This window comes from Streptomyces sp. NRRL F-5755 (assembly GCF_001279365.1).
Taxonomy (GTDB): domain Bacteria; phylum Actinomycetota; class Actinomycetes; order Streptomycetales; family Streptomycetaceae; genus Streptomyces; species Streptomyces rimosus.
Map to the genome: position 1 here is coordinate 1 of NZ_LGCW01000064.1, position 14,720 is coordinate 14,720.

Below are 14,720 nucleotides of genomic sequence, written 5' to 3' on the forward strand. Positions count from 1 at the left end.
CCCCCAAACACCCCCACACCCACCACCCCCTGTCCAATGGATGAAACCAGGTCGCGGTTGAGGGTTGTTTTTCCCATACGCTGTGGGGCGTGACCCCCGCTGAGTTCTCCTGCGCCGTGCTCTGTGCCGTGCGTGGTGCTGTTGAGGACGGGGAGCTCTCCGTGGCCGTGCCGGAGCGGGTTGTGGTGCGTGTGCCGGGTGGCAAGGGTGCCACCCGTGAGGGCGGGGTTGATTTCGCGTGTGGTGTTGCGATGCAGGTGGCCAAGGAGGCCGGGCGGTCGCCGCTTGAGGTGGCCGGAATGCTGCGTAAGCGGTTGGCGGGGGTGCCCGGGATTGCCCATGTGGAGATCGCCGGGGCCGGATTTTTGAATGTGACGTTGACGGGTGGGGCTCGGGCCGGGCTCGTACGGAGTGTGCTGGCGCAGGGGCGGGCGTACGGGGATGCCGGCGGCGGTGGCCGGGTGGAACTCCGTACGGTGGAAGGCGCAGAGGCGGCTGGAAAGGCGGACGTACGGGCTGCTGTCACCGTCGAGGCGCTGGAGCGGATTCTGCCTGCGGGGGGCGCGGCGACGAAGCCGGGTGGGGAAACGGTCCGCCCGAGGGAGGTCGCCGAGGGATGGCAGCTCCTCGTCGCCCGTCTCGGCGCCGATGAGGCTCGCTGGGCCCTGCTCCGTCCCGCTCAAGGTGACGCCGTACGCCTTCCCGACCGCCCCGTGCAACGGGAGAGCAACGCCCGCTTCCGGGTGCAGTACGCGTACGCCCGTACGTGTGCCATGACGCGTAACGCCCGTGAGCTGGGATTCGCTGCCGAGCCCGCAGATATGAGGGACGTGGGGGGAACGGAGGCTCAGGGCCAGGCCCTCCGTGAGCTTTTCGCCGCCATCGCCGAGTATCCGGCCACCGTCGAGGCCGCCGCCCGGCACCGGGCGCCCGACCGGGTCGCACGGCATCTGGAGATCACCGCCGACGCCTGGCTGCGATGTCACGACGTGTGTCCGCCGCTGCCTGTCGGTGAGGAGAAACCCTCGGCCGTGCACCGTGGCCGGCTGGCTCTCGCCGAAGCCGCCGGAACGGTGCTCGCCAACGGCCTTCACCTGCTCGGCATCTCCACGCCCGATCGTCTTTAGACCTGGTCCGAACACTGGCAGGCAAGCCCGAACCAAAGCAGCCGACAACCGGCGGTCGATGCCCGACAAGGACGTCCGGTAGCCGACCCGCCGCTCCGCCAGTCGACGTACCCGACCAGGTCGCAGTACTTCCGAGGGGAATTCCCACGCCATGAGCCGTTCCGCACATCCCGCAGGCCCCCGCCACGGCGACGTCCTGCCCGAGGGGCACTACTCCGCTCCGCCCGCCGATCTGAACAGCATCGATTCCCGTGTGTGGGCCCGTACGGTCCGCCGGAACGAGGACGGTGTGATCACCGTCGGCGGGGTCGATGTCGCTGCGCTCGCCGAGGAGTTCGGGACGCCCGCGTACTTCCTGGACGAGGAGGATTTCCGGGGTCGGTGCCGGGCCTGGAAGGACGCTTTCGGGGAGGGGGCGGATGTCTTCTACGCCGGTAAGGCGTTTCTTTCGCGGGCCGTGGTGCGGTGGCTGGCGGAGGAAGGCATGAATCTCGATGTGTGCAGTGGCGGCGAGCTGGCCACCGCGCTCGCGGCGGGGATGCCTGCCGAGCGGATCGCGCTGCACGGCAACAACAAGAGCGTCGATGAGATCACCCGGGCCGTGGAGGCCGGGGTCGGTCGGATCGTGCTGGATTCGTTCCAGGAGATCGTGCGGGTCGCGCACATCGCGGACCGGCTGGGCAAGCGGCAGCGGGTGCAGATCCGGGTGACGGTGGGCGTGGAGGCGCACACCCACGAGTTCATCGCGACCGCGCACGAGGACCAGAAGTTCGGGATCGCGCTGGCCGGCGGGCAGGCCGCGGAGGCCGTACGGCGGGTGCTGAAGCTGGACGGGCTGGAGCTGACCGGCATCCACTCGCACATCGGCTCGCAGATCTTCGACATGGCCGGCTTCGAGGTGTCGGCGCGGCGCGTGGTGCAGCTGCTGACCGAGGTACGGGACGAGCACGGCGTGGAGCTGCCGGAGATCGACCTGGGCGGCGGGCTCGGGATCGCGTACACCTCGGACGACGATCCGCGCGAGCCGCACGAGATCGCGAAGGCGCTCGGCGACATCGTGACGCGGGAGTGCGCGGCGGCCGGGCTGGCCGTGCCGCGCCTGTCCGTGGAGCCGGGCCGCGCCATCGTCGGCCCCACCGCGTTCACCCTGTACGAGGTCGGCACGGTCAAGGAGCTGGACGGGCTGCGTACGTACGTCTCCGTCGACGGCGGTATGTCCGACAACATCCGTACGGCCCTCTACGACGCCGAGTACAGCGTGGCGCTGGCCTCGCGGGCCTCGGACGCGCCGCCGATGCTGTCCCGCGTGGTCGGCAAGCACTGCGAGAGCGGCGACATCGTCGTACGGGACGCGTTCCTGCCCGCCGACGTGGCGCCCGGCGACCTGCTCGCGGTGCCCGCGACCGGCGCGTACTGCCGGTCGATGGCGAGCAACTACAACCACGCGCTGCGGCCGCCGGTGGTCGCGGTGCGTGACGGCGCGGGGCGGGTCATCGTCCGGCGCGAGACGGAGGAGGACCTGCTGCGCCTCGACGTCGGGTAGGACGGGCACCGGGCGCGAAGGGCGTGAAGAGCACGGTGCACCGTCCGTACGGGCGGTGTCGGCCGTTGCGGCCGAGTGACCGACAATGGTGGAACGAATGTCTCGGCATCCGGACCGGGGCCGGAAAACCCGGTCCGGTGCGTGAGACTGGTGCATTACCGAGAAGGAAAGCGAAAGAGGTCGAATGATGCGTACGCGTCCGCTGAAGGTGGCGCTGCTGGGCTGTGGAGTGGTCGGCTCAGAGGTGGCGCGCATCATGACGACGCACGCCGACGACCTCACGGCCCGCATCGGTGCGCCGGTCGAGCTGGCCGGGATCGCCGTTCGCCGTCCGGACCGGGTACGCGCGGGAGTGCCCGCCGAGCTGATCACCACCGACGCGAAAGCGCTGGTCAAACGCGGTGACATCGACGTGGTCGTCGAGGTGATCGGGGGCATCGAGCCCGCCCGCGGCCTCATCACCACCGCTTTCGAACACGGCGCGAGCGTGGTCTCGGCCAACAAGGCGCTGGTCGCGGCGGACGGCGCGGCGCTGCACGCCGCGGCCGAGGCCAATGGCGCGGACCTCTATTACGAGGCCGCCGTGGCCGGCGCGATCCCGCTGGTCCGGCCGCTGCGCGAGTCGCTGGCCGGCGACAAGGTCAACCGGGTGCTCGGCATCGTCAACGGGACGACCAATTTCATCCTCGACAAGATGGACAGCACCGGCGCCGGGTACTCCGAGGCGCTGGACGAGGCCACGGCCCTCGGGTACGCGGAGGCCGACCCGACCGCGGACGTCGAGGGCTTCGACGCCGCCGCCAAGGCCGCCATCCTGGCCGGTATCGCCTTCCACACCCGGGTGACCATCGACGATGTGCACCGCGAGGGGCTGACCGAGGTCACCGCCTCCGACATCGCCTCCGCCAAGCGCATGGGCTGCACGGTCAAGCTGCTGGCGATCTGCGAGCGGGCCGCCGACGGTGCCTCGGTGACGGCGCGCGTGCACCCCGCCATGATCCCGCTGTCGCATCCGCTGGCCTCCGTGCGCGAGGCGTACAACGCGGTCTTCGTCGAGGCGGAGGCCGCCGGGCAGCTGATGTTCTACGGGCCGGGCGCGGGCGGCTCGCCGACCGCCTCCGCGGTCCTCGGCGACCTGGTGGCGGTCTGCCGCAACAAGCTGGCCGAAACCACCGGGCCCGGCGAGTCCGCGTACACCCAGCTGCCGGTCGGGCCGATGGGCGACGTGGTCACCCGCTACCACATCAGCCTGGACGTGGCCGACAAGCCCGGTGTCCTGGCCCAGGTGGCCACGGTCTTCGCCGAGCACGGCGTGTCCATCGACACCGTGCGCCAGCAGAGCAAGGACGGGGGTGCCGCCCGCTCCGGGGAGACCGCGAACGGGGGAGAGGCGTCCCTCGTCGTCGTCACGCACCGGGCGGCCGACGCCGCCCTGTCGTCGACCGTCGACGCGCTGCGCGAACTGGACACCGTCCGGGGCGTCGCCAGCATCATGCGGGTCGAAGGGGAGTAAAGGAACCCATGACTGCCATTTCCACCGCCAGCCGTCAGTGGCGCGGAATCATCGAGGAGTACCGCGACCGGCTGCCGGTCTCGGCGTCGACCGAGGTCGTCACGCTGCGTGAGGGGGGTACGCCGCTGGTGCCCGCTCAGGTGCTCTCCGAGCGCACGGGCTGTGAGGTGCATCTCAAGGTGGAGGGTGCCAACCCCACCGGCTCCTTCAAGGACCGCGGCATGACGATGGCCATCACCCGGGCCAAGGAGGAGGGTGCCAAGGCCGTCATCTGCGCCTCGACCGGCAACACCTCCGCCTCGGCGGCCGCGTACGCCGTACGGGCCGGGATGGTCTGCGCCGTTCTCGTACCGCAGGGCAAGATCGCGCTGGGCAAGATGGGCCAGGCGCTGGTGCACGGCGCGAAGATCCTCCAGGTCGACGGCAATTTCGACGACTGCCTGACGCTGGCCCGGGGCCTCTCGGAGAAGTACCCCGTCGCACTTGTGAACTCCGTCAACCCGGTACGGATCGAGGGCCAGAAGACCGCCGCCTTCGAGATCGTGGACATGCTGGACGACGCGCCGGACATCCACGTGCTGCCGGTCGGCAACGCGGGCAACATCACCGCGTACTGGAAGGGGTACCAGGAGTACGCCGCCGACGGCATCGCCTCGCGCACTCCGCGCATGTGGGGCTTCCAGGCGTCCGGCAGCGCGCCGATCGTACGTGGCGAAGTCGTCAAGGATCCGCACACGATCGCGACCGCCATCCGGATCGGCAACCCCGCCTCCTGGCAGTTCGCCGAGCGCGCCCGGGACGAGTCCGGCGGCTTCATCGACGAGGTGACCGACCGTCAGATCCTGGCCGCCTACCGGCTGCTGGCCTCTCAGGAGGGCGTCTTCGTGGAGCCCGCCTCGGCCGCCTCGGTGGCCGGTCTGCTCAAGGCCGCCGACGAGGGCAAGGTCGACCCGGGCCAGCGCATCGTCTGCACGGTCACCGGCAACGGCCTCAAGGACCCGGACTGGGCCGTCGCGGGCGCCCCGCAGCCGGTCACCGTCCCGGTCGACGCGGACGCCGCGGCCGAGCGCCTCGGTCTGGCGTAACGCGCCCCCTCGGGACACGGCGCACCCGGCCCGCCCGTACGGGTACGGCCGGGTGCCCACCCGGCGCGCGCGACGGCGCGCGCCCCCGGTCACCGGGCCCACGAGGGCCCGCCGCACCGGATCGAGCAAACCCTGCAAAGGCTGCAAATGCGGCTCGGAGCCGCAGGCGGCGTGCGACACGCATCGTGCGCCTCCTGTGCGCCCTATGTCGCCACAGAACCTTCCTTCGATAGGCTGGCAGCCAACTCCCCTCCCCACGGCATGTCGCAGTGGTGTGCAGGGCAGGTCAGAACGGTCCCCAAGAGCCGGCCGGGCACCACCCTGGTGCCGCGGCGCTCCGGGGCAGTGCCGCAGCATCACATCAAGGAGAGTCATCGAGCGATGGCCGGTCCAGCGTTCCGCGCCGCCGCCGTCCGGGTGCGCACCCCCGCGACCAGCGCCAATCTCGGTCCCGGCTTCGACGCCCTGGGGCTCGCCCTCGGGCTGTACGACGACGTCGTGGTACGGGTGGCCGATTCCGGCCTGCACGTCGACATCGCGGGCGAGGGCGCCGAAACCCTGCCGCGCGACGAGAGCCACCTGCTCGTACGGTCCCTGCGCACCGCCTTCGACCTGCTCGGCGGGCAGCCGCGCGGCCTGGAGATCGTGTGCGCCAACCGCATCCCGCACGGCCGCGGCCTGGGCTCCTCCTCCGCCGCGATCTGCGCCGGCATCATGGCCGCCCGCGCCGTGACCATAGGCGCCGAGCAGAAGCTCGACGACGCGGCGCTGCTGGAGCTGGCGACCGAGATCGAGGGCCATCCGGACAATGTCGCTGCGTGCCTGCTCGGCGGTTTCACCCTGGCCTGGACGGATACCGGGACCGCGCGGGCGATCAGGATGGATCCCGCCGATTCCATCGTTCCGGTGGTCTTCGTACCGGGCCGCCCGGTGCTCACCGAGACCGCGCGGGGCCTGCTGCCGCGTACCGTCCCGCACGTGGACGCCGCGGCCAACGCCGGCCGCGCCGCACTGCTCGTCGAGGCCCTGACCAGGCGCCCCGAGCTGCTGCTGGCCGCGACCGAGGACCGACTTCACCAGGAGTACCGTGCTCCCGCGATGCCCGAGAGCACGGCCCTGGTGAACCGACTGCGGGCGGACGGCGTCCCTGCAGTCATCTCCGGCGCGGGCCCCACGGTGCTCGCGCTGGTCCAGGAGGACGCGGCCGACAAGGTCGCCGGCCTGGCGGGCGAGGGGTGGGCGGCCAACCGGCTGGCCCTCGATGCGGTGGGCGCCTCGGTGCTGCCGCTCGCCGGGTGATCGTTCGATTGCCGGTCTTCGAGAGGGGGAATGTTTGTTGGATCCGGTAGTGTTAACCTCAAGTGAGTACGTGACGCCTCTGCGGCGCGGTACTCCGTGTCCCCTTCCGGGACCACCTTTCTTCCGGGAGCCTCCCAAACTGCTTGGAGCAGTTGCCTGAGCAGAAGCGAGCACGCTCCGGAATCGGCGTGACGGACATGAGTCACAGACATCTCTTCGCGCCGGAACCATGCACTGATCTCTCCGCCGTTCAGGCGGGACCACCGCCCCGGCCAGGTCCGCAAACACGGGACCGCAGCCGGACAGCACAACCGGTCGCCGAGCCAGACAGGCCGACGCCCGCTCCAGGGAAGGACCCTTCGTGAGCGACACCACCGATCTGATGGGCGTACGCACCGATGGCAGTGCCACCGCGCCCGCCACGGACGCTCCCGCCGCGCCTGCGCGGCGCCGCCGTTCCGGCACCGGCCTGGACGGCATGGTCCTGGCAGAGCTGCAGCAGGTCGCCTCCAGCCTCGGTATCAAGGGCACCGCGCGGATGCGCAAGAGCCAGCTGATCGAGGTCATCAAGGAGAAGCAGGCCCAGGGCGCCGGCGCCGCCTCCGCCAAGGGCGACGCGCCCGCAGAGACCGAGACCAAGCCCAAGCGCCGGGCGACCTCCAAGGCCCGTACGGGCGAGGACGGCGCCGCCAAGGCCGCGGGCAAGGGGGCCGAGAAGGCCGCCGACCAGGCCGCCGGGCAGCAGCAGATCGACATCCCGGGCCAGACCGGCGAGGAGCCCACCGGCGAGCGCCGCCGGCGCCGCGCCACCGCCGCCGCGGGCAGCCCCGAGGGCGCCGGCGAGGCGAAGACCGAGGCCAAGGCCGAGGCGAAGGCCGACACCCGGGCGGCGCAGCGCGAGGACGGCAAGGCCGAGGCCGCCGCCGACAGCGCCGAGGGCCGCCAGGGCAAGGGCGAGCGCCAGGACCGCGGGGACCGTCAGGACCGCGGCCAGAAGGGCGACCGCCAGGGCCGCGGCGAGCGCGGTGAGCGCGGCCAGCGCGACCGCCGCAACAAGAACAACGACGGCGGCGACCAGCAGGGCGGCGGCAACCGCCAGCGCGACAACCGCGACAACCGCCGGGCCGACGAGGACGGCGACGACTTCGAGGGCGGCCGCCGCGGCCGCCGCGGCCGCTACCGGGACCGCCGGGGCCGTCGCGGCCGGGACGACTTCGGCAACGAGCCGCAGGTCTCCGAGGACGACGTGCTGATCCCCGTCGCGGGCATCCTCGACATCCTCGACAACTACGCGTTCATCCGGACCTCCGGCTACCTGCCCGGTCCGAACGACGTGTACGTCTCGCTCGCCCAGGTCCGCAAGAACGGCCTGCGCAAGGGTGACCACGTCACCGGCGCGGTCCGCCAGCCCCGTGAGGGCGAGCGGCGCGAGAAGTTCAACGCGCTGGTGCGCCTGGACACCGTCAACAGCGTCGCGCCCGAACAGGGCCGCGGCCGCCCGGAGTTCGGCAAGCTGACGCCGCTGTACCCGCAGGAGCGGCTGCGCCTGGAGGGTGAGCCGGGCGCGCTGACGCCGCGGATCATCGACCTGGTCGCGCCGATCGGCAAGGGCCAGCGCGGTCTGATCGTGGCCCCGCCGAAGACCGGCAAGACCATGATCATGCAGGCGATCGCCAACTCGATCACCCGCAACAGCCCCGAGTGCCACCTGATGGTCGTCCTGGTCGACGAGCGTCCGGAAGAGGTCACCGACATGCAGCGGTCGGTCAAGGGCGAGGTCATCTCCTCGACCTTCGACCGCCCTGCCGAGGACCACACCACGGTCGCCGAGCTCGCCATCGAGCGCGCCAAGCGCCTGGTGGAGCTGGGCCACGACGTGGTCGTCCTGCTGGACTCGATCACCCGCCTGGGCCGTGCGTACAACCTCGCGGCCCCCGCCTCCGGACGCATCCTGTCCGGTGGTGTCGACTCGACCGCGCTCTACCCGCCGAAGAAGTTCTTCGGTGCCGCGCGCAACATCGAGGACGGCGGCTCGCTGACCATCCTGGCCACCGCGCTGGTCGAGACCGGCTCGCGGATGGACGAGGTGATCTTCGAGGAGTTCAAGGGCACCGGCAACATGGAGCTCAAGCTCGACCGGAAGCTCTCGGACAAGCGCATCTTCCCGGCGGTGGACGTGGATGCGTCCAGCACCCGTAAGGAAGAGATCCTGATGGGCAGCGACGAGCTGGCCGTCGTCTGGAAGCTGCGCCGGGTGCTGCACGCCCTGGACCAGCAGCAGGCCATCGAGCTGCTGCTGGACAAGATGAAGCAGACGAAGTCCAACGCGGAGTTCCTGCTCCAGATCCAGAAGACGACGCCCGGCATGGGCAACGGCAACGGCAACGACTGACGCCGGTCTCTCGGGAACGGCCCGCCGGCGCCCGTACAGGCGCCGGACGCGGCCGTGGCCGCACAGCTGAGCCCTCCTGGTCACATCGGTGACCGGGAGGGCTTCGTGCTGGGCCGGGAATCCCGCAGATTGTTGCCTTGCGCACACGGCCGGCTTCGGCGGAAGCCGCCGTTCCGCATTCCGCTCCGGGACGAAAGTCCTGGTCACCGGGCAAAAGTCGACTTTTCTGCGCCTCGGGGGCCGGGCGGTTTCTAAGAATGGCGCTCAATCCCGTTGTGCAACCCTTCCGGGCAGCCCCCCGTCTTTCAAGGCGCAACAAACCGTGGCCCAGCAGTGGCGGCGAGGGGCAGCCGAGCGAACGAGGACTGAGGAGCAGATGGCGGACGACAGCAGGGCCGCGAACCCGGCCAAGAGCCGCTCCCGCGGCATACGTGCCACGGGCCGCCGGCGCAAGGGGCCGACCCGGCGCCGCCGCGTCCTGACGATCACCATATGCGCGCTGGTCAGCTGCGTGCTGCTGGGCGGCGCCGGACTGGGGTACGTCTACTTCAAGCTCAACGGCAACCTGAAGGGCGTCGACATCAACGCCGCCCTGGGCAAGGACCGGCCGAAGAACAACGACGACGGGTCGATGGACATCCTCGTCATGGGGTCGGACTCCCGGGCGGGCGCGAACGGCTCGTACGGCACGGACGAGGGCAACGCCCGCTCCGACACCGCGATGATCGTGCACATCTTCAAGGGCCACAAGAAGGCCAGCGTCGTCAGCATCCCGCGCGACACCCTGGTCCAGCGCCCCGACTGCACGACGAAGAACGGCAAGAACATACCGGGCCAGCGCCGGGCCATGTTCAACACCGCCTTCGAGGTCGGCGGCCCGGCCTGCGCGGTCAAGACCGTCGAGTCGATGAGCGGCATCCGCATGGACCACTTCGTCGAGGTCGACTTCACCGGCTTCAAGAAGCTCATCGACGCGCTGGGCGGCGTGGACATCACCACCACCAAGCCCATCCACGACAAGAAGAGCCACCTGGACCTGGAGCCCGGCAAGCACACCCTCAACGGCGAGAACGCGCTCGGCCTCGTCCGTACCCGGCACGGCGTGCCCGGCGGCGACGGCAGCGACCTGGGCCGCATCCAGCTCCAGCAGACGTTCATCAAGGCCCTGATGAACCAGGTCAAGAACATCGGGCTGCTGTCGAACCCGACGAAGCTCTACGGCATCGCCGACACCGCCACCAAGGCCATCACCACCGACACCGACCTGAACTCGGTCAACGCGCTGATGGGCCTGGCCAAGGAGATGGGCGGCATCGGGTCGGACAGCATCGACATGGTCACCCTGCCGGTGACCTACGACAAGAAGGACCCGTCCCGCGTGCTGCCGCTGGACAAGCAGTCCCGGCAGGTCTGGGACGCGCTGCGCCAGGACCAGGACATCCCCAAGGACGCGATCAAGGATTCCGCGGGCGACAAGGGCGGAACCGCCGGTTACGTAAAGTAGCCGAATCGATTCCCCAGGGCCGCCGGGACGCCGTACCGGCGGCCTTCCGCACCCCCGGAAACCCCCGGGAATACTTCCCGGCCCACCCCGGTTTTGGGAGATGCGGCCCGTCCTGGCAGACTGGACCGTCGGTCCCGGTTCACGTGACGCAATCAGCGCCACGACCCGGAGCCCTCCCGAACCTAGGAGATTCCCTTGAAGCGCGACATCCACCCGGAGTACGTCGAGACCCAGGTCAGCTGCACCTGTGGCGCGTCGTTCACCACCCGTAGCACCGTTGCCGGCGGCACCATCCGTGCCGACATCTGCTCCGAGTGCCACCCGTTCTACACGGGCAAGCAGAAGATCCTCGACACCGGTGGCCGCGTGGCCCGCTTCGAGGCCCGCTTCGGCAAGGGCGCCGGCTCCGCCAAGAAGTAGCGTCCCGCAAGGCGCCGGTTCCGTCTCGCCCCTGTCGAGGGGCGGCCGGACCGGCGTTTTGTCGTCCGGGCCACGGACCCCGCCGGAGATCCGTGGCCGCGGCCACCGGCCGCACAGGTGCCGGCAACCGGGACCCCCGGGACAACCCGGAAGACACAGCCAGGTGAGGAACCCCCACGATGTTCGAGGCGGTCGAGGAACTGATCGGCGAGCACGCCGACCTTGAGAAGCGACTGGCCGACCCCGCGGTCCACGCCGACCAGCGCGAGGCCAAGCGGCTCAACAAGCGCTATTTCGAACTGACCCCGATCATCACGACGTACCGCGCCTGGAAGCAGACCGGCGACGACATCGAGACGGCCCGCGAACTGGCCGCCGACGACCCGGACTTCGCCGACGAGGTCAAGGACCTCGAAGCGCGCCGCGAAGAGCTGACCGAGAAGCTGCGGCTGCTGCTCGTCCCGCGCGACCCCAGCGACGACAAGGACGTCATCCTGGAGGTCAAGGCGGGCGAGGGCGGCGAGGAGTCCGCGCTGTTCGCCGGCGACCTGCTGCGCATGTACCTGCGCTACGCCGAGCGCGTCGGCTGGAAGACCGAGATCCTGGACGCCAACGAGTCCGACCTCGGCGGCTACAAGGACGTCCAGGTCGCCGTGAAGACCAAGGGCGGCAACGGGGCCACCGAGCCCGGCCAGGGCGTGTGGGCCCGCCTGAAGTACGAGGGCGGGGTGCACCGCGTCCAGCGGGTGCCCGCCACCGAGTCCCAGGGCCGCATCCACACCTCGGCGGCCGGCGTGCTCGTCACGCCCGAGGCCGAGGAGGTCGAGGTCGAGATCGGCCCGAACGACCTGCGCATCGACGTCTACCGCTCCTCGGGCCCCGGCGGCCAGTCGGTCAACACCACCGACTCCGCCGTGCGCATCACCCACCTGCCCACCGGCATCGTCGTCTCCTGCCAGAACGAGAAGAGCCAGCTCCAGAACAAGGAGCAGGCCCTGCGCATCCTGCGCTCGCGGCTGCTGGCCGCCGCCCAGGAAGAGGCCGAGAAGGAGGCGTCGGACGCCCGGCGCAGCCAGGTGCGCACCGTCGACCGCTCCGAGCGCATCCGGACGTACAACTTCCCGGAGAACCGCATTTCGGACCACCGGGTCGGCTTCAAGGCGTACAACCTGGACCAGGTCCTCGACGGCGAGCTCGACCCGGTCATCCAGGCGTGCGTGGACGCCGACTCGGCCGCCAAGCTGGCCGCCGCCCAGTAAGCCCGTAGAACGCCCGTAGAACGAGCCGGAGGAACAGCGTGCCGTCGCCTTCCGGGGGTCACGACCCCCAGCGGCCCCGCCGCGGGCCCAGCCCCCGCACCGTGCTGCTCGCCGAGGTGGCGCAGGCCACCCAGCGGCTGGCCGACGCCGGCGTACCCTCACCGCGCTTCGACGCCGAGGAGCTCGCCGCGCACGTCCACGGCGTCAAACGCGGCGAACTGCACCGGGTCGCCGACGCGGACTTCGACGCCCGCTACTGGGAGGCCGTCGCGCGCCGCGAGGCCCGCGAGCCGCTCCAGCACATCACCGGGCGCGCCTTCTTCCGCTACCTGGAGCTGCACGTCGGCCCCGGCGTCTTCGTACCCCGCCCGGAGACCGAGTCGGTCGTCGGCTGGGCGATAGACGCCGTACGGGCCATGGACGTCGTCGAACCGCTCATCGTGGACCTGTGCACCGGCTCCGGAGCCATCGCGCTCGCCCTGGCGCAGGAGGTGCCGCGCTCGCGGGTGCACGCCGTGGAGCTGTCCGACGAGGCCATGCAGTGGGCGCGCAAGAACGTCGAGGGGTCCCGCGTCGTTCTCCAGCAGGGCGACGCGCTGACCGCGCTCCCCGAACTGGACGGCCAGGTCGACCTGGTCATCTCGAACCCGCCGTACATCCCGCTGACCGAGTGGGAGTACGTCGCACCCGAGGCGCGCGACCACGACCCCGAGCTCGCGCTGTTCTCGGGCCAGGACGGCCTGGACACCATCCGCGGCATCGAGCGGACCGCGCACCGCCTGCTGCGGCCCGGCGGCGTCGTGGTCATCGAGCACGCCGACACCCAGGGCGGCCAGGTTCCGTGGATCTTCACCGAGGAGCGGGGCTGGGCCGACGCGGCCGACCACCCCGACCTGAACAACCGGCCCCGCTTCGCCACCGCGCGCAGGGCGATGCCATGACGAGCCCGCTCCCCACGAGTCATCTGTACGTTCCGCACGAGGAGGTCCGTTAAATGGCACGGCGTTACGACTGCAGCGACGCGACCGACCGCGCGACCGGTCTGCGCGAGGCCGCATCGGCCGTCCGTCGCGGCGAGCTGGTCGTGCTGCCGACCGACACCGTCTACGGCATCGGCGCGGACGCGTTCAGTGCCCAGGCCGTCGGTGACCTGCTGGAGGCCAAGGGCCGCGGGCGCGGCATGCCCTCGCCGGTGCTCGTCGGCTCCCCGAACACCCTGCACGGCCTCGTCACGGACTTCTCCGAGCAGGCATGGGAGCTGGTCGACGCCTTCTGGCCCGGCGCGCTCACCCTGGTCGCCACCCACCAGCCGTCGCTGACCTGGGACCTGGGGGAGACCCGCGGCACGGTCGCGGTCCGTATGCCGCTGCACCCGGTCGCCATCGAGCTGCTGACCGAGTTCGGCCCGATGGCCGTCTCCAGCGCCAACCTGACCGGCCACCCGTCCCCGCAGGACTGCGACGCGGCCCAGGAGATGCTCGGCGACTCCGTCTCCGTCTACCTGGACGGCGGCCCGACCCCCGCCGCCGTACCGTCCTCGATCGTCGACGTCACCGGCCCCACGCCGCTGCTGCTCCGCGCGGGCGCGATCAGCGCGGAGGAGCTGCGCAAGGTGGCCCCTGGGCTTGAGGTGGCGAATTGATTGCGCCCCTCGGGCGTGGCATAGCGGGACCCGGCGAGGACACCTACCGCACCTTCCGCATCCTCCACGTCAGCACCGGCAACGTCTGCCGCTCGCCGATCACCGAGCGGCTGCACCGGCACGCCCTCGACCTGCGCCTGGGCGCGGACCGCGGCGGCCTGATCGTGGAGAGCGCCGGCACCTGGGGCCACGAAGGCGCGCCCATGGAGACCCACGCCGCCACGGTTTTGGCCGACTACGGAGCGGATCCGGCCGATTTCACCGGCCGCGAGCTGCTGGACGAGCACGTCATCCGTGCCGACCTGGTCCTGACGGCCACCCGCGACCACCGCGCGCAGGTCATCTCCATGGGCCATTCGGCCGGGCTGCGCACCTTCACGCTCAAGGAGTTCAACCGCCTCGTACGGGCCATAGACCCGGCGACGCTGCCCGAGCCCGACCCGGCGCTGCCCGGTGGCGGGCTGGTCGAACGCGCCCGCGCCCTGGTCGGCGCCGCCGCCGCGCTGCGCGGCTGGCTGCTGGCGCCGAACCCGGAGGCGGACGAGGTCTACGACCCGTACGGCGCGCCCATCACGTTCTTCCGCTCCATCGGTGACGAGATCAACCAGGCGCTGGACCCCGTGGTGACGGCGCTGACGGGAGTTCCGGCGCGGGCCTGACCCGGAGGGCATCCGGGGCGTGAGAGTCGCTCCTGGGGGCTTGGAGGGGCGCTGCTGGGGCGCTTTTGGGGTGTTGCGGGGGTGCGGGGCGTGGGGCCGGGGCGCGCGGGTGCGGGGTCGCAGTGCCGTGGGGGCGCACGGGGCGTGGCCCGCCGTTGGTTCGGGCGCTTCGCTTGCGTCACCCCTGGGTAAGCCCCCGCCGGGGGGATGATCCCGTTCGATTCGTCTCCAGGTTGGGCTCGGCCGGCCCTCGACAATAGGGGGATGCTCCTGGGGC

At 71.1% G+C, this 14,720-nt stretch carries 12 protein-coding genes; all 12 read left to right on the forward strand.

Features of this window, described 5'->3' with window-relative positions; all coding sequences use genetic code 11:
- The first annotated feature begins 89 nt into the window (after positions 1-89).
- The 12 genes from nrtL to ADK86_RS09820 all read left to right on the forward strand — a co-directional run bounded on the left by nrtL (position 90) and on the right by ADK86_RS09820 (position 14,443).
- Positions 90-1,127 (forward strand): ArgS-related anticodon-binding protein NrtL, encoded by a 1,038-nt coding sequence (nrtL, locus tag ADK86_RS09765; protein WP_053696213.1) that lies wholly within the window; start codon positions 90-92, stop codon positions 1,125-1,127.
- 151 nt (positions 1,128-1,278) lie between these two features.
- Complete coding sequence (gene lysA / locus ADK86_RS09770; RefSeq protein ID WP_030376597.1) at positions 1,279-2,670, forward strand: diaminopimelate decarboxylase; 1,392 nt, start codon at positions 1,279-1,281, stop codon at positions 2,668-2,670.
- Between the two features lie 184 nt (positions 2,671-2,854).
- The gene (locus ADK86_RS09775) at positions 2,855-4,183 is read left to right on the forward strand and encodes a homoserine dehydrogenase (protein WP_030185714.1); all 1,329 of its coding nucleotides are present in this window, start codon (positions 2,855-2,857) and stop codon (positions 4,181-4,183) included.
- An 8-nt stretch (positions 4,184-4,191) separates the two neighbouring features.
- On the forward strand, positions 4,192-5,268 hold the full coding sequence (thrC, locus tag ADK86_RS09780; RefSeq protein ID WP_030595691.1) for a threonine synthase: 1,077 nt from the start codon (positions 4,192-4,194) through the stop codon (positions 5,266-5,268).
- Positions 5,269-5,649: 381 nt separating this feature from the next.
- Positions 5,650-6,567 carry a homoserine kinase gene (gene thrB, locus ADK86_RS09785; protein WP_053696214.1) on the forward strand — a complete coding sequence of 306 codons (918 nt, stop codon included), beginning with the start codon at positions 5,650-5,652 and terminating at the stop codon, positions 6,565-6,567.
- Positions 6,568-6,928: 361 nt separating this feature from the next.
- The gene (gene rho / locus ADK86_RS09790; protein WP_053696215.1) at positions 6,929-8,959 is read left to right on the forward strand and encodes a transcription termination factor Rho; all 2,031 of its coding nucleotides are present in this window, start codon (positions 6,929-6,931) and stop codon (positions 8,957-8,959) included.
- A gap of 376 nt (positions 8,960-9,335) precedes the next feature.
- A complete protein-coding gene (locus ADK86_RS09795) occupies positions 9,336-10,463 on the forward strand; it encodes an LCP family protein (protein ID WP_053696216.1) in 1,128 nt (375 codons plus the stop codon).
- Positions 10,464-10,658: 195 nt separating this feature from the next.
- Complete coding sequence (gene rpmE, locus ADK86_RS09800; RefSeq protein ID WP_030376601.1) at positions 10,659-10,883, forward strand: 50S ribosomal protein L31; 225 nt, start codon at positions 10,659-10,661, stop codon at positions 10,881-10,883.
- A 179-nt stretch (positions 10,884-11,062) separates the two neighbouring features.
- Complete coding sequence (gene prfA, locus ADK86_RS09805) at positions 11,063-12,142, forward strand: peptide chain release factor 1 (RefSeq protein WP_003981325.1); 1,080 nt, start codon at positions 11,063-11,065, stop codon at positions 12,140-12,142.
- A 101-nt stretch (positions 12,143-12,243) separates the two neighbouring features.
- Entirely contained in the window at positions 12,244-13,083 is an 840-nt protein-coding gene (prmC, locus tag ADK86_RS09810; RefSeq protein ID WP_030185709.1) for a peptide chain release factor N(5)-glutamine methyltransferase, read from the forward strand.
- A 53-nt stretch (positions 13,084-13,136) separates the two neighbouring features.
- A complete protein-coding gene (locus ADK86_RS09815) occupies positions 13,137-13,784 on the forward strand; it encodes an L-threonylcarbamoyladenylate synthase (protein WP_003981321.1) in 648 nt (215 codons plus the stop codon).
- Complete coding sequence (locus tag ADK86_RS09820) at positions 13,781-14,443, forward strand: low molecular weight phosphatase family protein (RefSeq protein WP_003981319.1); 663 nt, start codon at positions 13,781-13,783, stop codon at positions 14,441-14,443. The genes ADK86_RS09815 and ADK86_RS09820 overlap by 4 nt, the downstream gene beginning before the upstream one ends.
- Positions 14,444-14,720 lie beyond the last annotated feature (277 nt).